Source organism: Acinetobacter sp. Ag2 (assembly GCF_001005515.1).
Classification (GTDB): domain Bacteria; phylum Pseudomonadota; class Gammaproteobacteria; order Pseudomonadales; family Moraxellaceae; genus Acinetobacter; species Acinetobacter bereziniae.
In genome coordinates this window covers 40,881-61,772 of the sequence record NZ_LBNA01000039.1, presented here as the reverse complement: position 1 = coordinate 61,772, position 20,892 = coordinate 40,881, and the positions used below count along the sequence as shown (strand labels likewise).

Here is a 20,892-nt window from a genome sequence, read left to right as displayed (position 1 = left end):
CAGCTGTATAGGTTTAGATACAGCTCACAATGTTATTATGTCCAATCTGACAGATTTAATCTGAATAGACATTTGAACCCTTCTCTCCTCCATTGACTATTTATCGCACGTGGCATGTTAAATTATTTATATCAAGAGCAAAATTGGCAATCTCAACTCAGTGATTTAGTGACTGATCCACTCGAATTACTTGAACTTCTCACGTTGTCGAAAGAACAATTATTGTCTGGTGCAATTCTTGCGACTGCTCAATTTAAATTACGTGTACCTCGAGCGTTTGTTGCGAAAATGGAAAAAGGCAATCCGTTAGACCCCCTACTTTTACAGGTACTCCCCCATCATCTTGAACTTGAAGAACATGAAGGTTTTGTAACGGATCCATTGGGTGAGGAACAGGCAAATCAAATTCCAGGTGTTTTACATAAATATAGATCACGTTTTTTATTGACCTTAACAGGTGCTTGTGCAGTTCACTGCCGTTATTGCTTCCGTAGACATTTTCCATATCAAGAAAATCTACCTAAAAACGATGATTGGCTGAATATTAAAAACTATTTAGAGCAACATCCAGAAATTAATGAAGTGATTTTAAGTGGGGGGGATCCCCTAACCTTATCAAATCGCAAACTGGCACTCTGGTTAGAACGTCTAGCATCTCTCAGTCAAATTAAAATCTTGAGAATTCATTCACGAGTTCCTATTGTTATTCCTGAAAGAATCGATGAAGAGCTAGTTTCTTTATTGAAAAACAGTAGGCTACGTGTGATTCTAGTGGTACACTCAAATCATCCAGCTGAACTCGATAATTTGACCTGTTCAAAACTTGCTCACTTGGCAAAACAAAATATTCTTGTGTTGAATCAAGCCGTTTTACTTAAAGGTGTGAATGATTCTGCACAAACAATCGTTGATTTAAGTCAGCGACTTTTTGAAGCACAAGTTTTACCTTACTATTTACACGTTTTAGATAAGGTCAAAGGTGCGTATCATTTTGATTTGGGGGCAGAAAAAATTGAACAGATCTACAAGGATGTATTAGCCAGCTTACCTGGATATCTAGTCCCAAAACTGGTTCGAGAAGTTGCGGGAGAAAATAATAAAACACCGCTGTTTGGAGTCACAACCTTTTAAGAGTTGAAACGCTCATGATAAATAAAGAAATTTCTGAAATTTTTCAAAATATCACGGTTCTACAACGAGAAAGTTTAAGTTTTGCAAATCCCTCTGTAGATTCTGTGAGCGCATGGGTGGCAACGCTCTCAATCATGCAATTGGGCGACACTTCTGAGTCTGTTTTAAATGCGATTTGTGAAATTGCAGAGCTAAACTGTAGTGAAATGCTCCGTTTTGATCTTATTCAGGTGTTGCACCCGATTACGGAAAGCATTCTCTCCAGTTTAGAAAAAAGTATTCTGAATCAAGGGCTTTCTCAAACAGATCGAATTGAGCATATCATTGATTTATCTTCCAGAATTCGTACCTATTTTGCCAATGTTTACATCAACATCGTGCAAAGAAGCCATCAAACATTAACATCGAGTAAATTCTCATTTTTCAATTTTAAACAAAAGAGAAATTTGCAAACTGCTCGGACTTTGGCAACATTTTATGCATTAGAACAATTGGGTTTGTTGCTTGTTCAGCAACAAATGATTTATAGCGGTCCTTTAACCCATCAATGGCTTACTACACACCATTTATATGAGCTCGCTGTTAAAAACCAAGAATTCAGCATAAATATCAATCAGCTACAAGGTACACATTTTACTATTCATAATATCCAACAAGCCTATGCACAAGTTTTACTGTTGGATATTTTCAATACGCATCAAATTCGCCCATCTGAAACTCAGGCATTATATCAATGTACATTTGACTGGGTAAAATTGGTCCAAATCTTACCAAGAGAAACCAGCCTTTCTCGTTATATTGTTGATGGTTCTAAAGATATACCACCGATCTATAACCGCAAACAACATGCAAACTTTCATACATCCTTATATATTTCCACGCAAAATTTACTTGAACATATTAATTTAACCATTCATAAAGAAACTGAATATTTATCGAAGAATGAGCAGATTTATTTATCAGCAGCCTTAAAGTTTCATGTACAAAATGTATTAGGAACAACCATTGAGCGTCGCCATGAACGTTATGAATACTCAGCTCAACTGCAAATCTGCTTTAGTTTACAAACAGCACATTTTTATCTATCTAAAGCTAAAAATTTCTATGAAACCCTCAACCTCAATAACAATTATGCTTTTCAGTCGGAATCAAATATTCATTCCTCTATTTCGACAGGTTCAAGTACAGGAACTAATTTAAGTCAAATTAAAAGTTTGGACCGAGAAGCCAAACAAATTTATCAAGCACAAGTACTCGATATTAGTGTCAACGGTTATCGTATTCGCTGGTCAAATGAAGCCCCTCGAAATCTAAGAACGGGGGAATTTATCTTGATCAATGAAAGCCTGAACAATAAATGGAAAGGTGCAATCATCCGCTGGATTAAACAATCAATCCAGAAAACCTATGAAGTCGGTTTAGAGGTTTTAGCACAGGACATCTACCCTTGTGCAGTAAAGGTTCCTGCTGATCGCTCAACGATTAATTATCATCCATGTCTCATGGTACAGGTACCAAATCTAAATGAATCAAATACTTCAATTATTTTGCCAAACTTACCTTTTTTTAAAGAACAGCAAGCAATTTATCTGCGTTTAGATACTGATGAAATTAAGGTGTATTTAACGAAAACATTGTTAATTACCCAAAGTTTTGTTCAGTTTGAATTTGAGTTGATCAATGATGAAGAAAATCATCGTATTGAACAATTCATTCAACTCCAATCAACCAATTTGAATAATCAAGATGTATGGGAAGCTTTAAAGTGAGAAATTTATTATTATCGAAAAAATTAAAACTCTCGGAAACTAGATTACTTATTATTGATGACAATCAAATTCGCTATAATGAAATTATCAGTTTATTTCAAAGCAAAAATCATCAAGTACAGGCGATTTTACTTGATGAGTTAAAAAGCTTTGAAAAACAACTTAATACATCGTGGGATTTAATTATTTTTGGTCGCGCTTATGATATTAAGATTGAGCAAGCGGTCACCCTTATTCAGGCTTCTGCGGAAATTGATATCCCTGTTTTATTGCTAAAACCTGAAGATTATCAACATAGCCAATATCAATTATATATACAAAAAGGTATCTATGATGTTGTAAACCTAGAATATACTGAACGTTTTTATATCAGTTTAATTAGAGCACTCTCCTATAGCCGCACACTACAAAGCAAGCAACATTTATTGACAGATCTTGAAAGTGCAAAAAATCAGGCACAAGCTTTGGTGGAAGAACAACATAAAGCTGTCGCACTGATTCAAGAAGGTATTCACACTCAAGCCAATGATGAGTATCTAAAATTATTCGGTCTAAAAGATGAGAATGAAATCATTGGCTTACCTTTATTGGATATTTTACAACCTCATAATATCAACGATTTCAAACAACGTTTTAAAAAGATTTCCCAAGGACAATTTGATTTAGCCCGTTTTGAAATCGATACACTCAATAAAAATGCCAAATCTGAAAATCCTTTGAAGATTGAATTTCTTCCTTCCAATGAAGAAGATTGTATTCAAATTACCATTGAAACGCATTCTGTCTCTCAAAAAACGTCTACTCAATCCAGCGAATCGAGCAAAAAAGCGATTAGCCCTGTCGTCAACAGTTTGCAACAAATCCAATATGCGCTGATTAATCAACCCGCCAATGCCAATGCGCTGGTATTATTTAGTTTTGCAGCTTGTCCTGATCATATTTTGTTATCCAATTGGAAAACTGCGATTCAGTATTTAGATGGCTTTAAAAGTTTTATTAAAGAACAGACCAATACAACAGTCTATCAAATTGACATGCTGCTATATGCGGTGATTTTACAAGCAGAATCAGATGCCATTTTAGAGTCACGTATTCATGGTCTACAAGCTTTAGAAAAACCTCAATTACTTGAAATTGATGGGACGACTTATCCATTAAGCATCAAAATTGGTTATACCAACATTCAACAAAATAGCTTTAATGAAAGCAACTTTAGTGATGTTTTAGAACAAGCCTATGATCATCGTCTAAGCAAAAAAGGCTCTGTTTCTGAACAACAATTAACAGCAACATTACAAGATACTAAAATTGAATTGTCTTTAGTTGAACCTACTTCAACTCCTGTAGAACCTCTTCAACTTGAACGCAACTCACTTCAATTAGAGCCAAAGCCGCAGCCAGATCCTGCACCAACACATCAAGATACTGCTGCCCAAGATATACAAGCCAAACCAATTTTCAAAAATGCACCGATCCTAGAACAGATCATGCAATCTCTCGATAAAGGTGAAATTCAGCTTAAATATCAACAGCTTTATGATAAGCATGATAGTAGTCTTAATACTTATGAAGTCACCAGTGGTTTTATTTTTGAAAATCAATGGAAAAAAGTCAGCAATTTAATTGAACTCGATGACGATATTGAACTATCTATTAAACTTGATCGCTGGATTTTAGTTGAAGCCTGCAAGCAACTTCATAACTTTATTACTCAATATCCACAAGCAAAATTAATTGTTAATTTGAATCGGCATGTATTATTCCACGATAAGCAATTTCCAGAGCTTATTTCTAAACTCCTGACCATTGTTGGCAGCCGTCAATCACATCCATTGATTCTACAGTTTGACGAAGAAGATATTGCAAAAAGTATTCTCGAGACACAAAAGCAATTTGCAATTCTACGCGACCACGGTGCTGAGATTTCAATCCGTCGCTTTGGCTCAAGCATTTCCAGCGAAACGATATTAAAACAGTTAGATGTCAGTTTATTAACGCTGGATGAGAAATTCACACAGAAGCTAAATAGTGATACGACCATGGCTCAATTTCAGCAGACACTTGAAAAGTATCAAACCATTAAACCTGTGGAAATGCTGCTTAAAAACCTAAATGATATGAGTTTATTCGCAAATGCTTGGAATGTTGATGTTCGATTCTTACAAGGTGAATATTTCCAGAAAAAACTCGATCATCTAACCGATGTTCAAGATCAATAAATAATGCTTATTTAAGATTGAGTATAGGGGTTCAATACTCAATCTTTTATACATCAATCTTTTTCATTGATCATAGACACAAAAAAACGGGCAAAAGCCCGTTTTTTTATGTTTTGTCGTATTAACGCTTAACAGAGCGTGACATACCAGCAAAACGTTGTTTGAACTTATCGATACGACCGCCAGTATCAACATTCTTCTGTTTACCAGTATAGAATGGATGGCAAGCTGAACATACGTCTAGGTAAATCGTTTCTTTACCTAAAGCAGAACGAGTTTCGATAACGTTACCACATGAACAAGTAGCAACTAATTTTTCGTATTTTGGGTGAATATCGGCACGCATGGTCGATTCTCCTAAGTTAAGAAAGGTTTAGCTGTCATCGCAATTAACCACTCTCAAACATCTAAAAAAGCTTTGAGGAAGGCTGAACATCTTCAGCAGGTTAACACCACAACAGACCATTTCTTTTGGCCCACCGAGACTATAAGTGTCAGAGCTAAGCACAACAAGTGGGCAACATTATACGTGATAAATATTTCGATTGCGATCTATTTTCAACAATTTGATTAAATTTACTCGCCTGAATGTTGCTGTTTAGACCAATAGTTTGCTATGACTCCACAGACCATTAACTGTATCTGATGAAAAATCATGATCGGCAATACAATCATACCTAAAGGTTGACCAATAAATAAAATTTGTGCCATCGGTACACCACTGGCGAGAGTTTTCTTCGAACCACAGAAGAAAATAGAGATTTGATCTGCCTGACTAAAGCCCAACCACTTTGGAATGTATAAGGCTAATAGCATAATCGCAGTCAATAAAACCGAGCAAGCCAATACCAAATAGATTAATGTCGTTAAGCTGACTTGATGCCATAGCCCCGCAACAACTGCCCCACTGAATGCGCCGTACACCACCATTAAAATAGAACCTTGGTCAAAAACTTTGACAATTTTTGGCATTTTTTGCATTAAAGGAAATACATAAGGACGCAAAACCTGTCCAAGAATAAAAGGCACCAACAGCAATAAGGTAATTTCAATGATCGATGAAGTTGGATCGTAATTGTGCTTCGATTGTCCAAATATAAACAAGCTGACTAAAATTGGTGTAATAAACATCCCGATTAAATTTGAAAATGATGCACTACATACTGCTGCCGCCACATTACCTTTTGCCACCGAAGTAAATGCAATGGATGATTGCACCGTGGATGGTAAAAAGCACATGAACAGAAAGCCCCAATACAATTGTTGCCCCAATAAAGGTTCAAGTACGGGTTTAGCCATCAATCCCAATACAGGAAATACAATAAATGTGATCGCAAAGACCAAAGCATGTAATTTCCAGTGCAGAATACCTTCAACCACAGCTTCACGAGATAGCTTTGCCCCATGTAAAAAAAACAAAACTGCAATTGCGATTGTGGTAACTTTACCAAAAATAGCGGCTGCTTGACCTGAAATGGGTAAAAATGAAGCTAAAAGCACCATTGCTACCAACAGTATCGTAAAGCGATCTAATGCCAATAGTTTCAACATTTTCATAAGCAACTTCCTGTATTTAAAATATGAAAAAGCTCAGTAGTTTAATTTTACTTTGAGGTAAAATTCAATCTTACTGAGCTCCAAAAATAAAGCTACTAATTTGGCTAAATGTTCACTATTTATTTACGACACATATCAACTTAATTTAACACACTGTTAGGTGATTAATTGTTTCTTGCATTTTGATCTTGCTGGATTAATTCAATTTTATAGCCATCTGGATCTTCAACAAAGGCTATTACAGTTACTCCACCTTTCATTGGTCCAGCCTCACGCACGACATTTCCACCACGTGCTTTAATCTCTTCACATGCTTTATATGCATCTTCAACACCAATCGCAATATGTCCATAAGCATTGCCTAACTCATAGCTTGCAGTGTCCCAGTTATGGGTGAGTTCCAATACAGTATTATGCTCTTCATCACCATAGCCGACAAAAGCAAGGGTAAAACGCCCTTCTTCATAGTCACGTTTACGAAGTAATGTCATACCGAGAACTTCAGTATAGAACGCCAAAGACTGTTCTAGATTGCCTACGCGTAACATGGTATGTAGCATGCGCATGATTGATTGTCCTGTTAAATCAGATATTGCCTGTCAATATAGGCAATACTGTTCGATATTTCAATTTTTACCTATTTGGCAAGATTAAAGCACATATCAGATGAATGAAGTTTGACCACAAACTGACTTTTTTACTGAGTCCAGCCTCAAATGAAGTTTTGCTTTGACCCTTAATCCAAACTTCCATACGGTATAAATTGCCTTTCACTTTCGATTTGTCAATCTCGATAAAAAAACCTATTTTATCTTCACGATAAAATAGGTCATTTTCCAAAACATTCCATCAAATTGAGCGATGAAAATAAATCGTTTTAATCTTGCGTCTCTCTTAATTGATGTTCTCTTAATAACTTTGCCACCCACAATACCAACAATAAAATTGGGATACCAATTAAGGTGGTCATTAAGAAAAATTTTGGATAGCCGATATTGGTCACAATAGTTCCAGAATATCCACCTAATATTTTAGGCGTTAAGGTCATTAATGAACTAAAAATTGCATATTGAACAGCAGTGAATGACACACTCGTTAAACTAGACAAGAATGCAATAAAGGCAGCACCTGCCAACCCTGAAGCTAAATTATCCACCACAATCGCAAAATATAACCATCCTGAGCTATATTGTTCAATCACCTTACCTTTAATTTCAACAGATGTATTGGTATCTGCTTTCACCACAGGGACAGGCTGAATATCAACGTCAATATCTGCTTTTTTCTCAGTCAATTGATAGCGCTGATCAGTGTAAAGCGATGTTTTTGGATTTTTATAATTGACGACTGCAATGATCGTTTTAGATGCTGATGCTTGTAAATCTTTTCCATCGATCGTCCCACTAAACAAACCATCTTTGTCCAGTTTAGCAGCATAGGTTTTAGCATCCAGTTTTAAAGTAATCGGTTTATCTTCTTGAAGATCAGTAAGTTTCAACCCAACTGTTTGACCTTTAATCACAATACTTTGCTTGGACTCGGCAGCAGTTAAGCTATTATCACTAGTGACCGGAAATAATTTAATTTGGGCAGTACCATTGTCAATTAAATAAGGCACTGTATATTGCTGAGCTACTGTTTGATCTGCTAGAGCAGCATCGATACGTAATGTTTTAGTTTGAACCAAATCTTGGCTTGGTATTGTAACTTTCCAGTACCCCACCTCATCAGGTGTTGCTTGAAAAGTTTTATCAGCAACATGGATTTGAACCGCTTGCATCGGCGCGCCAGACTTCACCAAACCAATAAAAATCAAGTTAGTTGAACTTGCCAGAACCGCTCCAACAAACATTAATTTCATAATGTTCATACGTTGTGCAAGTAATCCACCAAGAAAACCACCCAGTAAGCTAAAAATTACACCATATATTTTAACAGCTTCAGCAATTTGTTCTTTGGTAAAGTTGAGATCTTGATAAAAAACGTTTGAAATAACGCCTGCAATAATGTCTGAAATTCGATAAAAACCAATGAGCAACAATAAAACCAATGCCAACTTTAAACCATAACGTTTAAAAAAGTCTGCGATCGGATTCACCCATGTTTCATAAGCCATCTGTTGATTGACAACCCCCAATCGAATCAACACAGATGCAACAAATACAGCACCAGCACCTGATCCCAAAAACCGTACAGCTTCCATTAAAAATTTAAGAAAACTATCTTCAATTTTCCAAATTGATTGCAGGTATTGAATGAGGTCATCTGAATAAATGTAAAAACATACAAAGCTTGCAACCGCTAAAACAAATACGAGAACCAGACGATAATAATCAATATTCTTATAGTGCTTAACAACACGGTTAACCTGTGGTTCACGGATCAAAAGTGTGGTAACTAACCCCACAACCATGACAACAGCCATCGTTAAATATGTGTATTTCCATGCCTCATAAATATAATTGCCTTTTGCTGTTCCTAATGACGCAGCTAAAAACAGTGCACCAGCACCCGCAACAATCATCCCCAAACGGTAACCTGCGTTATAGGTGGATGCCAGTACAGTTTGCATTTCAGTTTCAGCTAACTCGATTCGATAGGCATCGATAACAATATCTTGGGTTGCGGCGGAGAACCCTAGCAATACAGCACCCACAGCCATTTGGTAAATATAACTTTGACCCAATGCTGGATCTGAAAATGCCATAATACAAATTGCACAAATAATCAGTAATTGTGCGATCAACAGCCAAGCTCGTCGACGACCCAATTTTTTCGTTAAAACAGGTACTGGCAGTTCATCAATCAATGGCGCCCAAACAAATTTAAAAGAATAGCCCAAAGCTGCCCAACTAAAAAAAGTAACAGCACTTTTTTCAATTCCAGCCTCTCCCAGCCATAGAGATAAACTCGAAAAAATCAATAAAATCGGAATACCTGCTGAAAAACCAAGAAATAGCATGATTGCAGCGCGGCGGTCTAAAAATGCAGCAAAAGCAGATTTCCATCCATTTTTCGCGGTTGAATTCTGCTCAGACGATTGCTGAGATAGTTGCGTTGTCATTGCGTTGTTATTTTCTGAAAAATGAAATAATGCTATTCAACCTTTTAATGCTTAGAGTTTCAATCACTTTTATGCAACTAAGGTCGCCTTTTACAGATATTTCCGCTATAGATGCTTGATCTTTACCCCCAATCCTGTATACCTTAAAGCTTTCAACCCATATAAGTTTTGGATTTCACCTGTGACCCAAAGACACGATCAATTAAGCTCTACCGCTGTTTCAAATATTCACACTGCAAGCCTAATACAAAAAACTGAAACCCATTTTCCATCTGCTTTTGATCAAACGGAAATTCAAAATACCTTGACACTCACAGCCCTAAAACCTGAACAACTGACGCATATTCCTGATCTCTCCAAGATTCCTTCTTCAACCAGAAGAATCAAACCCTTAAACAATTTTTTGGGTCAAGATCGTGCTAAAGCCTCTGTTGAGGCAGGTATTGCCCTACCTTATTCTGGCTATAATATTTTTGCTGTAGGTACAGCAGGGCTAGGCAAACGTACCATGATTAAACGTTTGCTTCAGCAACATGCCAAAGCGATGCAAACACCAGATGATTGGGTATATGTCTATAATTTTAAAAATGCACGCCAGCCTATTGCATTACGCTTTCAAGCAGGGCAAGCCAACAAATTCCAAACACTGTTACATCAAACTTGGCAAACCATTCTTAAGCAGCTCGAACGTCGTTTTAGTGCAGAAACCTATCATAACCGTATCGAACGTATTCGCCAGATTACAGGCAATGAGCAACAGCTTGCATTAGTTGAACTGACCAAAGAAGGTGAAGATCTCGACTTAAAGCTAGTCAATCGAAACGACGAACATATTTTTGTACCCATTCATGTCAAAGATGACAAAGTATTGGAAATGTCACAAGAAGACATTAATGCACTTGATAGCAAACAACGTGCAGAAATCAACTCCAATATGCGTTATATGGATAAAAAGCTGGAACGCCTCGGTCTGCAATTAGGTGATCTTGAAGATGATGCACGTGATCAAGTTTCTGAACTCAATCGTGATATTGCCAAGCAAGTGGTGCTTCCTCGTATTGAGCAGATTCTCAATAAATTCAAAACTGTGCATGGATTAGAGCAATATTTAAAGCTTTTTGCGGCTGATATTATTGACAATGTTGAGACAATTTTAGATCAAGAAGGCGAAGAGTTTTCTCCATCGCTCTTTAATCGCGTCCCTTCCAGATACCAAGCCAATGTTGTGGTGAGCAACAAACCAAACTCTGGTGCACCTGTAATTTTTGAAGACTTCCCTACCCATTACAATTTACTTGGGCATGTGGAGCAACTCACACAAAACGGAACCATTACCACAGATTTCACGCTGATTCGTCCAGGTTCATTGCACCAAGCAAATGGTGGTTTCTTAATCTTAGAAGCTGAACAACTCTTAGAACAGCCATATGCATGGCAAGGATTAAAACGTGCTTTAAAATCAGGTCAGCTCAAACTGTCATCTTTAGAACATATGCTGACTTTGACAGGAAGTATTTCTATAGAACCGGCTTCAATTCCACTCAACCTTAAAGTGGTTTTACTCGCTGAACCAGAAATATATTATGAAATTTTAGAAGTAGAACCTGAGTTAGGCAGTGTCTTTAAGATTCGTGCAGATTTTACTGATACCTTGCAACGAAATGATGACAATGAACAAGCCTACATGCAGTTGATTGCAGACTATGTTCAACAAGACAAGTTATTACCTTTTGATCGCTCAGCTTTGGCTGCTTTACTTACAGACTCTAGCCGTCAAGCAGAAGACCAAAGTTCTCTGTCATTACATGCATTGACTTTAGGAGATTTGATCCGTGAGTCACACCATCATGCTGCACAATCGGATGAAAAGCTCGTAACCTCACATCACATCAACACGGCGCTCAAACATCGTCAGTATCGCTTAGGTTATTTAAGAGAGCTATATTGGCAAGACCTTTCCCGTGGCACACAGCTGATTGAAACGCGTGGGCATCGTTTAGGTCAAATCAATGCCTTATCTGTGATCCAATATGCGGATGTTGAATTTGGCTTACCATCACGTTTAACTGCTTCAGTATACCAAGGTGGTGGTGATATTCTTGATATTGAGCGTAGTGTTGAATTAGGCGGCTCTTTACATGCAAAAGGCGTTTTGCTCATGTCCAGCTTCCTTAAAGCGCACTTTGGACGTGAACAAATCCTTCACTTCTCTGCGGCACTTGCCTTTGAGCAAAGTTATGGACAAGTCGATGGTGACAGCGCTACGGTTGCTGAGTTGTCAGCTTTAATCTCTGCAATTTGCCAATTGCCAATTGATCAATCTTGGGCAATTACAGGTTCAATGAACCAATTGGGTCAAGTACAACCTATCGGTGGGGTTAACGCAAAAATCGAAGGTTTCTTTGATGCATGTAAACTGCAAGGTTTGACTGGAAAGCAAGGCGTCATTATTCCACGTCAAAATATGCAACATTTAATGCTACGTCAAGACGTTATAGATGCAGTAAATCAAAATCAATTCCATATTCATGCCATAGACACGATTGATCAGGCATTGGAAATTTTAATGGCTCGTCCAGTCGGCAGTTTGGATAAAAAGGGACGTTATACCAAAGGTTCTATCTATGCTGCTGTGATGGCTCAACTTGAATATTGGCAAGCACTTGAGGATGGTGTTGAAATCGAAGAAAAACCAAAGAAAAAGAAAAAAAAGAAGGATAAAAAAGCCAAGAAAGTTGAGATTGACCCTGCATTATTAACTGAAGATGCCGCAGACCTTGTAACTCAGCAAAATAAATGCAAGTAAAACCTATACAAGCTAAGCTTGGTGAAGCCCCTAAATTGGAGCTTCATCTATTATTGTATTTTGCAACATTAGGCAATAAAAAAGCACCTTACGGTGCTTTCTTTGCATCAGTGGCTTATTTTGCTTCTGGTGCTGGGCTATATTGTTCAATCAATGGTTTTAATTCACCATTTTGGAACATTTCTAGCATGATATCGCTACCGCCAATCAACTCACCATTGATCCACAATTGTGGGAATGTAGGCCAATTTGCAATTTGTGGCAAAGTTGCACGAATATCTGGATTTTCCAAGATATTTACATAAGCAAATGGACGACCAATTTGGCTAAGTGCCTCTACTGCACGAGCAGAGAAACCACATTGTGGGAATTGTGGTGTACCTTTCATATAAAGAAGTACAGCATGTTTAGCAATTTGGTCGCGAATTAACGCTTCTGTATCACGCGCTTGTTCAGTCATTGATTAAATCCTCAACTCATCTGCCTGCATTATACCTAAATCCACAATAAAGAGTATGTCTAGACGATTATTTCCAATTTTATTTACATTTAGGCTTTAAATCTTCCGCATATTTTGGTTAGATAATCCTTTCTTTTCCCTCCTAACAGATAAGAGTTAGTCATGAACAACATTACCCTTGCTCCGGTACAAACTGATCAACCTTCACATTTGATGCCTGTATTCAGCCGTCAACCGATCAGCTTTGTTCGAGGGCGAGGTTCTTATCTTTATACTGAGGATGGAACTGAATATCTTGATGCATTAACAGGTATCGCTGTCTGTGGTCTTGGTCATGCACATCCTGTATTGGCTGAGGCAATCGCTGAACAAGCTGCAACACTTATCCATACCAGTAATATTTATGAAGTTCCTTGGCAAACAGCAGCTGCACAAAAGCTGGCTGAAGTTTCAGGTATGGAAGAGATCTTTTTCTCAAATAGTGGTGCTGAATCCAATGAAGGTGCAATTAAAATTGCGCGCAAATTTGGTCACTTACAAGGCATCGCCAATCCTAAAATTATTGTAGCAGATCATTCATTCCACGGTCGTACACTTGCCACACTCTCTGCCACAGGCAATAAGAAAGTACAAGAAGGTTTTGCACCTTTGGTTGATGGTTTCATTCGTGTACCTTTTGGAGATGTAGAAGCGATTGAAGAAGCAGCAATTAATCATCCTGATATTGTGGCAATTCTGGTTGAACCGATTCAAGGCGAAGGTGGTGTAAATACTGCCCCTCAAGGCTTTAGTTATCTTGAAGATATTCGTGCTATTTGTAACCAACACAATTGGTTAATGATGTTAGATGAAGTGCAGACTGGTAATGGTCGTACTGGTCAATATTTTGCTTATCAACACACCAATATTGTTCCTGATGTTTTAACTACGGCAAAAGGTCTAGGCAATGGTTTCCCGATTGGTGCAGTAATGACTCAGGGTCGTGGGGTTGGTGTTTTGACTGCTGGAAATCATGGTTCGACTTATAGCGGTACACATTTAGGTTCACGTATTGTGTATACCGTGATTGATTTAATCCAAAAAGAAAACATCATGTCCAATGTGAATGAAATTGGTACTTATTTGGTGGATCAGTTCCGCATTCAGCTTGCAGCACAAAATGTGATTGTCCGTGGTTTCGGTATGATGATTGGGATTGAACTTCCAAAAGACTGTGGTGAATTGGTGAATATTGCTCGTGATGAACATCATTTAATTATCAATGTGACTTCTGGCAATGTAGTTCGCCTATTACCTGCATTAAATATGAATCGCCAACAAGCTGATGACCTCCTACAACGCTTAGTTCCTGCAATTCAGAAATTTCTTGGATAAGACTGTTTTTAAATATCATTTAAGGAGATTAAGTTGATGATCTCCTTAAATCCAAATTTCAAATATAGAAAAGCCGCTTTAAAGCGGCTTTTTTATTCAAACTTATTAGAACTTGGGCTTTTAAGAAGCTTCTTGGAAAATTCTACCACCAGGTAACTGGCTAAAATATTGTTTTAAAGCATCCAAACAGCGGTGAATTTTCATCGGTTGCTGTTCACGCTTTAAAGTAACTGCACTTAGCGTGAAAGTTGGTAGTTTCCATTCAGGAAGCACTTCAACCAAAGTACCGTTCATCAATTCTTTTTGTACATCTAAATAAAGAATACGTGCAATGCCATGTCCGTGTTGGCACAATGATTTTGCAACAAATACGTTATTTGTTTGAAGACGATGCTTCATTTCTAAATTTACAACTTCACCTGTTGCACTATGCTGAAATGAAAAATGTTGATAATTTTTCATAATATTCACAGGAATCAAATCATGATTCTGTAAATCTTCAGGTCGTGAAATGGGCACAGTCTGATTTAAGTAGCTTGGCGATGCGACTAAGATTTGATCTACTCTCGCAAGTGGCGTACAACTTAAATTATTCGCATCTTCCATTTTAGAAGACATACGAATTGCAATATCTATGCGTTCCTCGATTAAATCGATATATTGGTTATCCGCTTCAAAATGAACCATCAAACCACGATGCGCAGACATCCAATGTGATAATGCAGGCACAACATGTGTAGCACCTATTTCCGGGGTGGTCGCTATGCGTAAATCACCGACTAAATCGTCTCGCAACTCATTAATACGGATTTTTCCACGCTCAGCCGCAGCGAGCATTTCTTGACAGCTGTGGAAAAAAGCTTGACCAGCTTCAGTTAGACTCAGCTTTCGTGTAGAACGATGTAGAAGTGTAACTTCCATCTCTTGTTCTAAAGATCTAATTTGCTGACTAACCGCACTAGTTGTAATGCCAAGATCACGCGCGGCACCACTAAAAGAGCTTTTTTCAACAACGCAAGCAAAGACACCCATTGCTCGAAGTTGATCTAACATAAATTTCCCTCTGAAATTATGAGCTGCTTCACATTTTTTATTTAAAGCAACTCATTGTATTATACGAAGAAAATTACATTTTGCATTAAAATATTTAATTTATTGGTAAAATATTTGCAGGATTGATAGGTTTTCCGTCCAAACGCACTTGGAATTCCAGCATTGTGCTTGTCGCACCAGAAGATCCCATCTCTGCAATCTTCTGTCCTGCGGTCACATTTTGACCACTTTTTACCAACATTTTACTATTATGTGCATATGCAGTAATGTAACCATCAATATGTTTCACCAAGACAAGGTTACCATATTCTTTCAATCCATCTGCAGCATAAACTACCTGTCCATCTGCTGCAGCAAAGATAGGATCGCCTTGATTTCCACCAAAACGCAATCCCTTAATATTATTCGCAAGATTATAACTTGCAATCACAGGTCCTGTAGACGGTTTAACCCATCTTAAACGAGTAGATTGTACTGTCGTTGTTGTTTGAGCTGGCACTGTTGTGACAGACGGTACTTTTGTTGTTACAGACGGTGATGTTGTCGTTTGCTGCGTCGGCAACTTAATGGTTTGGCGTTGAATTTGTGGCTCATTGTTTGTCAAAGCTTTGGTTGTTGAACGGTTAGCATTCGCCCCACCCTTTTTCAAACGCAATGACTGTCCAACATAAATTCGATATGGCGCAGCGATATCATTCATTTCAGCTACACTTAAATAACTCAAACCGTAACGCATAGCGATGCCGCTAAGCGTATCACCCGAACGTACAGTATAATACTCTGGTGCAACTGCATAACGTGTTGGATTATTAATCTGTGGCTTCGATGCACAACCAGTAACAAGTATTGTAGAAGTAATGGCAACTGAGGATAAAATGATTTTTACCCATCGCTTAGGCATTTGAATATAAAGCTTTGATCGAGCCAAAAGCATTGATTTCCCTCTCTACAATCTTAAATTTAAAAATATTTGCTTAAGATTAGCAAAAAACACACTTATTTCACTGTTTCGCAGTTCTTTTTCACAAACTTATAACACTCACACATCAAAATGACTATGTGAGAGCTGAGATTGTAAAGTTTCCAAGATTCCATAGTTGGTCGCATCCATTTGAATCGGTGTGATACTGACAAAACCATTGGCGATAGCAAAAAAATCTGACTGGATATGCTGTAAGTTCTTTTTAGGGTCTGTAACCGCCTCGCCTGCCAACCCAATCCAATACACTTGACGACCACGCGGATCAACCTGACTGGTGATTGGTTTTGACTGTACCCGTCGCCCTTGATAGGTAATCTGAGCGCCCTGAATTTCAGCAACATCTGGGATATTAATATTTAAAATATGTCGCGGTGGTAGCTGTGGTAGTCCTTGAGCAATAAATGTGTAAACCCACTGTGCTGCTTGTGCATAATCATCAGCACGCTCATAAGCCCGAACATTACTACCTGCTAATGAAACTGCGATTGCAGGTAAAGTCATTAAACGCCCCTCAAATGCAGCACCTACTGTTCCAGAATAGAGTACGTCATCTCCTAGATTCGCTCCGCTGTTGATACCACTGACAACCAAATCAAATTCAAAATCAAATAAACCATTCATTGATAAATAAACACAATCAGCAGGAGTGCCATTGACTGCCCACATATCTGGAGCAACTTGAATTGGACGTAATGGTCGATCTAAGGTTAAAGCGCTAGAATAACCGCTACGTTCACTTTCAGGTGCAACAATTACAACACGTCCTAGCGGTCTTAATGCTTTTGCTAAAGCTTGGATACCTGGTGCAAATACACCATCGTCATTGGCAATTAAAATATTCACTCAAAAACTTCTCTTAATAACAGCATGAATTCATGATTTCGTTATCTAACAATGTATCAGTTCATTTTAAAACATACACTGAATTGTATAACACTCAATGCTTATGACTTAAAGTCTCCATTCCTACAAATCTGTTGTTAAAAAGAAATCCATCTTGAAATTATAGATCAAGTCATTTAACGCGCTCACTTAAAGCAATTAATTTCTCAATCAGGTCATTTTAAAAATATCAAGTCTCGACACATTCAGGTTATCAACCTATTCACATACATCTTCTAAAGCTTATCTTGATACCCGTTAATCAATTATCACCCAATTTCACATAAATTATGTCATGACTATTGAGTAATTTAATACAAATTTATTCAGCAATTATATATAGTTACTCACTCAACTTTAAATTAAATTTGTGACTAAAAAGATGATTACACGTTCTCTTACTCGTACAATTTCTATTGCATTCATCACACTTTGCACACACACTGCATTTGCAGAAGGCTTAACCACTCAAGAGGCTGATCTCTTAGCCAAAGAAGATATTGCAGCTACACAGGTACTTGCTGAAGTCTGCCCGTCACTGATTGGAAATAATGCTACATTCCAAAGTAAGATTGATACATTAACGCAAACTTTATTGAAAGATTTATCTAAAACAACGACTTTAGATCAACTTAAACTAGATCCTGAATATCAATCAGTTTTTAAAGAAGCACAAGCAAATGCCAAAGAAGTAGACCAAGCCGAACACAAAGCTGTCTGTAATGATGTACTTGAACTCAAGCACTAAAAATAAAAATGAGGATAAGAGATGTTAAAAGCATTTTTTTAACATCTTTTTAAAATATTCTTTTGCGAAAAATTCAAATAAATCTACAACATCAATACATTTTATCTATATTTTTGACTGTTTTTACGTTTACTCTATGCCTCTTGTTAAGAGAAATAATTGATTAGGTCCATCATGCGTATGACTTTAAAAATGCTTACATTAAGCCTTGTTTCAGCCAGTGGTTTATTTATGACTCATGCTTTTGCAGCACCTAAAGACGCAGCTTCGCATGAACAGAATATTGAAGTCACACAACAACAAGTCTCTAAAGAAGAACTTGCAGCAATTTATGTACTTTCTGATATTTGCCCGAGCTTGATTAAAACTGATGCTGCATTTGAAAAAGGTTTCAATCACTTATTGAAAGATTACATGCCAAATGACAAGAACCCGAAAGAAGCTTTAAAAACTTTAGCCAAACAAAAGGATTTTCAACGTGCTTTGAAAGAAGCCAAAGCTGATGCCAAGAAAGCTGGAGATACTGAAAATACTGCGATTTGTAACGACATTAGTCGCTACGGTGCATAATCGTGGTGCAATTTATTAGACAAATAATGAAATAGTTACAATAAGTAAGAAATAAGCCGACTTTCTGTATAGAAGTCGGCTTTGCTTTGTCCTAAAATGCTAGCCTGTTTGTGCTCATATAACGATTGGAACGACCTAGAATGACCCCAAAAAGCGCCATTGCTGCATTATTACTTTTACCTTCATTTTCTTATGCAGCAACCGTCTTAACAACTCCGCCAGAATTAAATAATAAATCTTACGTCTTAATGGACTATGAGACAGGTCAAATTCTTGCTTCGAAGAATGAAAATGAAAAACTAGCACCTGCTTCGATGACCAAAATGATGACCAGTTACATCATTGAGCAAAAACTCCTCAAAGGTGAACTGACTGAAAATGAAAAAGTTCGCATGAATGAGTCCGCTTGGTGTCGAGGAAGTAGCACTGAATCTTGTATGTATGTTCCGCTCAATGGTACTGCAACAGTTTTAGAAATGTTACGCGGTATTATTATCCAATCGGGTAATGATGCTTCCAAAGCGATGGCTGAACACATTTCTGGCAATGAAGGTTCATTTGCTTATGTCATGAATCAAGAAGCTAAACGTGTCGGCATGACCAATACTCACTTCATCAATGCAACAGGTATGCCTGCTGACGGTCATTACTCCACTGCGAAAGATATGGCAGTTTTAGCCAAACATATTATTCATGACAGCTCAAAATACTACCCAATTTATTCTGAAAAAGAATTTACCTTTAATGGTATCAAACAAGGTAACCGCAATGCCTTACTTTATACCGACCCAAGTGTGGATGGTTTAAAAACAGGTCACACCAATGAAGCTGGTTTCTGTTTAACCACTTCTTCTAAACGTGGTCCAATGCGTTTGATTTCTGTAATTTTTGGTGCACCATCAATGAATGAGCGTGCCAATCAAACACGCTCACTGCTTTCTTGGGGATATTCAAACTTTGAAACTGTGAGTGTTCATCCTGCAAATCAAGTTCTTGCTAAAGCTAAAGTTTATTTTGGTAAAGAAAATGATGTTCAAATTGGTTTAGCTGAAAACTTCAATGTGACTATGCCAAAAGGTCAGGCGAATGCGATCAAAACTCAAATCACTGTCCAACCGAACTTAAATGCACCTTTAAAACAAGGTCAGGTTGTCGGAAAACTAACAGCGACTTTAGATGGTAAAGTTATTGCAGATAAGCCTTTAGTGGCATTAAAAGCAGTGGAAGAAGCAGGTTTCTTCTCTCGATTGATTGATCACATCAAAATGTTCTTTAGCAACTTATTTTAATTTATTTGTGAAAGTCTAATTCAACTTTACTGATTAGACTAAAGCACAGGCATCCTGATCGAAGATTAGGATGCCTTTTTATTTTATACTGTGATGACGGTTTTTAAGTTTTAAGCTTTGATAAGGACGCCAACATGAAAAAGAATATTCGTAGGTATTTACAACATCATCCTAAAATTGACTCGACCTGCTACATTGATGATTTATCCGTGATAATCGGTGAAGTCAGTTTAGCTGAAAATGTTTCGGTATGGCCTTTTGCTGTGATTCGTGGTGATGTTAACCACATTAAAATTGGTCGAAATTCCAATGTGCAAGACCATTGCATGCTACATGTCAGCCATAAAAATGATGCAAAACCAAATGGCTCTCCATTGATCATTGGTGAAGATGTCACTATTGGACATCATGTAACCTTACATGGCTGCCAAATAGGCAATCGAGTTCTCGTTGGAATCAACAGTATTGTGCTGGATGATGTGATCATCGAAGATGACGTAATGATTGGTGCAGGCTCATTGGTTCCACCACGTAAACGCTTAGAAAGCGGCTATTTATATGTAGGCAGTCCTGTACAAAAAGTGCGCCCATTAACAGACAAAGAAAAAGAATTTTTGCCTTATTCTGCAAGGCATTATGTGAAAGTAGCGAATAATTATATTGATGAATTGAATTAAAACTAAACCAAGCCCAATGCTTTATTAAAAGATTTATATTTTTAATAAAGCAAAATTTGAAATTTAATTGAGTGAGTATGATTGCTCTAGGCGTCTATTTAAAAGATCTCAAAATGAAAATAATATTCACAGTTAGATGGGTTATCACAATGATCACAGCAATGTTAAGTTGAGTATAAATAAGTTCTATTTTCTAAATGCTCTTTTAAGTTCCTGAAAACACTTGGCTAAAGTGCCCATCAATGACCTTTATTGCTGGACAAAAATCGCTTAGACACCGAGAACTAAAAATGAGAGAGATAGAAATCTTA

Annotated in this window: 17 protein-coding genes; 9 read left to right on the top strand and 8 right to left on the bottom strand. The window is 37.4% G+C overall.

Annotation, left to right across the window (positions count from 1 at the left end):
* Positions 1-114 precede the first annotated feature (114 nt).
* Genes epmB through AAV97_RS06160 form a run of 3 tightly spaced genes read left to right on the top strand, consistent with a single transcriptional unit; the run spans position 115 to position 5,119 of the window.
* Complete coding sequence (gene epmB / locus AAV97_RS06170) at positions 115-1,131, top strand: EF-P beta-lysylation protein EpmB (RefSeq protein WP_046760111.1); 1,017 nt, start codon at positions 115-117, stop codon at positions 1,129-1,131.
* A 14-nt stretch (positions 1,132-1,145) separates the two neighbouring features.
* Positions 1,146-2,900, top strand: a complete 1,755-nt coding sequence (locus AAV97_RS06165) for a hypothetical protein (RefSeq protein ID WP_046760110.1) — start codon at positions 1,146-1,148, stop codon at positions 2,898-2,900.
* Positions 2,882-5,119: an EAL domain-containing protein gene (locus tag AAV97_RS06160; protein WP_046760109.1), complete on the top strand. Its 2,238-nt coding sequence runs from the start codon at positions 2,882-2,884 to the stop codon at positions 5,117-5,119. Before AAV97_RS06165 ends, AAV97_RS06160 begins: the two co-directional genes overlap by 19 nt.
* Positions 5,120-5,240: 121 nt before the next feature.
* On the opposite strand, the gene rpmE is transcribed toward AAV97_RS06160, so the two are convergent.
* From rpmE to AAV97_RS06135, 4 genes are all read right to left on the bottom strand, one after another.
* On the bottom strand, positions 5,241-5,465 hold the full coding sequence (gene rpmE / locus AAV97_RS06155) for a 50S ribosomal protein L31 (RefSeq protein ID WP_004831212.1): 225 nt from the start codon (positions 5,463-5,465) through the stop codon (positions 5,241-5,243).
* Between the two features lie 230 nt (positions 5,466-5,695).
* The gene (locus AAV97_RS06150; RefSeq protein WP_004831213.1) at positions 5,696-6,676 is read right to left on the bottom strand and encodes a bile acid:sodium symporter family protein; all 981 of its coding nucleotides are present in this window, start codon (positions 6,674-6,676) and stop codon (positions 5,696-5,698) included.
* A 164-nt stretch (positions 6,677-6,840) separates the two neighbouring features.
* On the bottom strand, positions 6,841-7,242 hold the full coding sequence (gene gloA, locus AAV97_RS06145; protein WP_004831214.1) for a lactoylglutathione lyase: 402 nt from the start codon (positions 7,240-7,242) through the stop codon (positions 6,841-6,843).
* Between the two features lie 311 nt (positions 7,243-7,553).
* Entirely contained in the window at positions 7,554-9,740 is a 2,187-nt protein-coding gene (locus tag AAV97_RS06135) for an AmpG family muropeptide MFS transporter (protein ID WP_046760108.1), read from the bottom strand.
* Between the two features lie 226 nt (positions 9,741-9,966).
* On the opposite strand from AAV97_RS06135, the gene AAV97_RS06130 reads away from it, so the two are divergent.
* On the top strand, positions 9,967-12,546 hold the full coding sequence (locus AAV97_RS06130) for a Lon protease family protein (protein WP_416202216.1): 2,580 nt from the start codon (positions 9,967-9,969) through the stop codon (positions 12,544-12,546).
* 115 nt (positions 12,547-12,661) lie between these two features.
* Here AAV97_RS06130 and grxD read toward each other — a convergent pair whose 3' ends face one another.
* The gene (gene grxD, locus AAV97_RS06125; protein ID WP_004831217.1) at positions 12,662-13,006 is read right to left on the bottom strand and encodes a Grx4 family monothiol glutaredoxin; all 345 of its coding nucleotides are present in this window, start codon (positions 13,004-13,006) and stop codon (positions 12,662-12,664) included.
* 162 nt (positions 13,007-13,168) lie between these two features.
* Between grxD and AAV97_RS06120 the strand changes: the two genes are divergently transcribed.
* Positions 13,169-14,380, top strand: a complete 1,212-nt coding sequence (locus AAV97_RS06120; protein WP_009587226.1) for an aspartate aminotransferase family protein — start codon at positions 13,169-13,171, stop codon at positions 14,378-14,380.
* Positions 14,381-14,500: 120 nt separating this feature from the next.
* Here AAV97_RS06120 and AAV97_RS06115 read toward each other — a convergent pair whose 3' ends face one another.
* The 3 genes from AAV97_RS06115 to surE all read right to left on the bottom strand — a co-directional run bounded on the left by AAV97_RS06115 (position 14,501) and on the right by surE (position 17,258).
* The gene (locus tag AAV97_RS06115) at positions 14,501-15,433 is read right to left on the bottom strand and encodes a LysR family transcriptional regulator (protein ID WP_004831219.1); all 933 of its coding nucleotides are present in this window, start codon (positions 15,431-15,433) and stop codon (positions 14,501-14,503) included.
* Positions 15,434-15,527: 94 nt separating this feature from the next.
* Positions 15,528-16,367, bottom strand: coding sequence for a peptidoglycan DD-metalloendopeptidase family protein (locus AAV97_RS06110; RefSeq protein ID WP_004831220.1), 840 nt, complete (start codon positions 16,365-16,367; stop codon positions 15,528-15,530).
* Positions 16,368-16,472: 105 nt separating this feature from the next.
* Positions 16,473-17,258, bottom strand: coding sequence for a 5'/3'-nucleotidase SurE (gene surE / locus AAV97_RS06105; RefSeq protein ID WP_004831222.1), 786 nt, complete (start codon positions 17,256-17,258; stop codon positions 16,473-16,475).
* 421 nt (positions 17,259-17,679) lie between these two features.
* Between surE and AAV97_RS06100 the strand changes: the two genes are divergently transcribed.
* From AAV97_RS06100 to AAV97_RS06085, 4 genes are all read left to right on the top strand, one after another.
* Positions 17,680-18,045 (top strand): MCR_0457 family protein, encoded by a 366-nt coding sequence (locus AAV97_RS06100; protein ID WP_046760106.1) that lies wholly within the window; start codon positions 17,680-17,682, stop codon positions 18,043-18,045.
* Positions 18,046-18,219: 174 nt separating this feature from the next.
* Complete coding sequence (locus AAV97_RS06095) at positions 18,220-18,615, top strand: MCR_0457 family protein (protein ID WP_046760105.1); 396 nt, start codon at positions 18,220-18,222, stop codon at positions 18,613-18,615.
* 140 nt (positions 18,616-18,755) lie between these two features.
* The gene (dacC, locus tag AAV97_RS06090; protein WP_005029677.1) at positions 18,756-19,904 is read left to right on the top strand and encodes a D-alanyl-D-alanine carboxypeptidase PBP5/6; all 1,149 of its coding nucleotides are present in this window, start codon (positions 18,756-18,758) and stop codon (positions 19,902-19,904) included.
* 134 nt (positions 19,905-20,038) lie between these two features.
* Positions 20,039-20,581, top strand: a complete 543-nt coding sequence (locus AAV97_RS06085; protein ID WP_046760104.1) for a gamma carbonic anhydrase family protein — start codon at positions 20,039-20,041, stop codon at positions 20,579-20,581.
* Positions 20,582-20,892 lie beyond the last annotated feature (311 nt).

Coding starts and splice junctions, on each gene's coding strand:
- epmB (WP_046760111.1), top strand. CDS start 115: ATGTTAAATTATTTATATCAAGAGCAAAATTGGCAATCTCAACTCAGT.
- AAV97_RS06165 (WP_046760110.1), top strand. CDS start 1,146: ATGATAAATAAAGAAATTTCTGAAATTTTTCAAAATATCACGGTTCTA.
- AAV97_RS06160 (WP_046760109.1), top strand. CDS start 2,882: ATGGGAAGCTTTAAAGTGAGAAATTTATTATTATCGAAAAAATTAAAA.
- rpmE (WP_004831212.1), bottom strand. CDS start 5,465: ATGCGTGCCGATATTCACCCAAAATACGAAAAATTAGTTGCTACTTGT.
- AAV97_RS06150 (WP_004831213.1), bottom strand. CDS start 6,676: ATGAAAATGTTGAAACTATTGGCATTAGATCGCTTTACGATACTGTTG.
- gloA (WP_004831214.1), bottom strand. CDS start 7,242: ATGCGCATGCTACATACCATGTTACGCGTAGGCAATCTAGAACAGTCT.
- AAV97_RS06135 (WP_046760108.1), bottom strand. CDS start 9,740: ATGACAACGCAACTATCTCAGCAATCGTCTGAGCAGAATTCAACCGCG.
- grxD (WP_004831217.1), bottom strand. CDS start 13,006: ATGACTGAACAAGCGCGTGATACAGAAGCGTTAATTCGCGACCAAATT.
- AAV97_RS06120 (WP_009587226.1), top strand. CDS start 13,169: ATGAACAACATTACCCTTGCTCCGGTACAAACTGATCAACCTTCACAT.
- AAV97_RS06115 (WP_004831219.1), bottom strand. CDS start 15,433: ATGTTAGATCAACTTCGAGCAATGGGTGTCTTTGCTTGCGTTGTTGAA.
- AAV97_RS06110 (WP_004831220.1), bottom strand. CDS start 16,367: ATGCTTTTGGCTCGATCAAAGCTTTATATTCAAATGCCTAAGCGATGG.
- AAV97_RS06100 (WP_046760106.1), top strand. CDS start 17,680: ATGATTACACGTTCTCTTACTCGTACAATTTCTATTGCATTCATCACA.
- AAV97_RS06095 (WP_046760105.1), top strand. CDS start 18,220: ATGCGTATGACTTTAAAAATGCTTACATTAAGCCTTGTTTCAGCCAGT.
- dacC (WP_005029677.1), top strand. CDS start 18,756: ATGACCCCAAAAAGCGCCATTGCTGCATTATTACTTTTACCTTCATTT.
- AAV97_RS06085 (WP_046760104.1), top strand. CDS start 20,039: ATGAAAAAGAATATTCGTAGGTATTTACAACATCATCCTAAAATTGAC.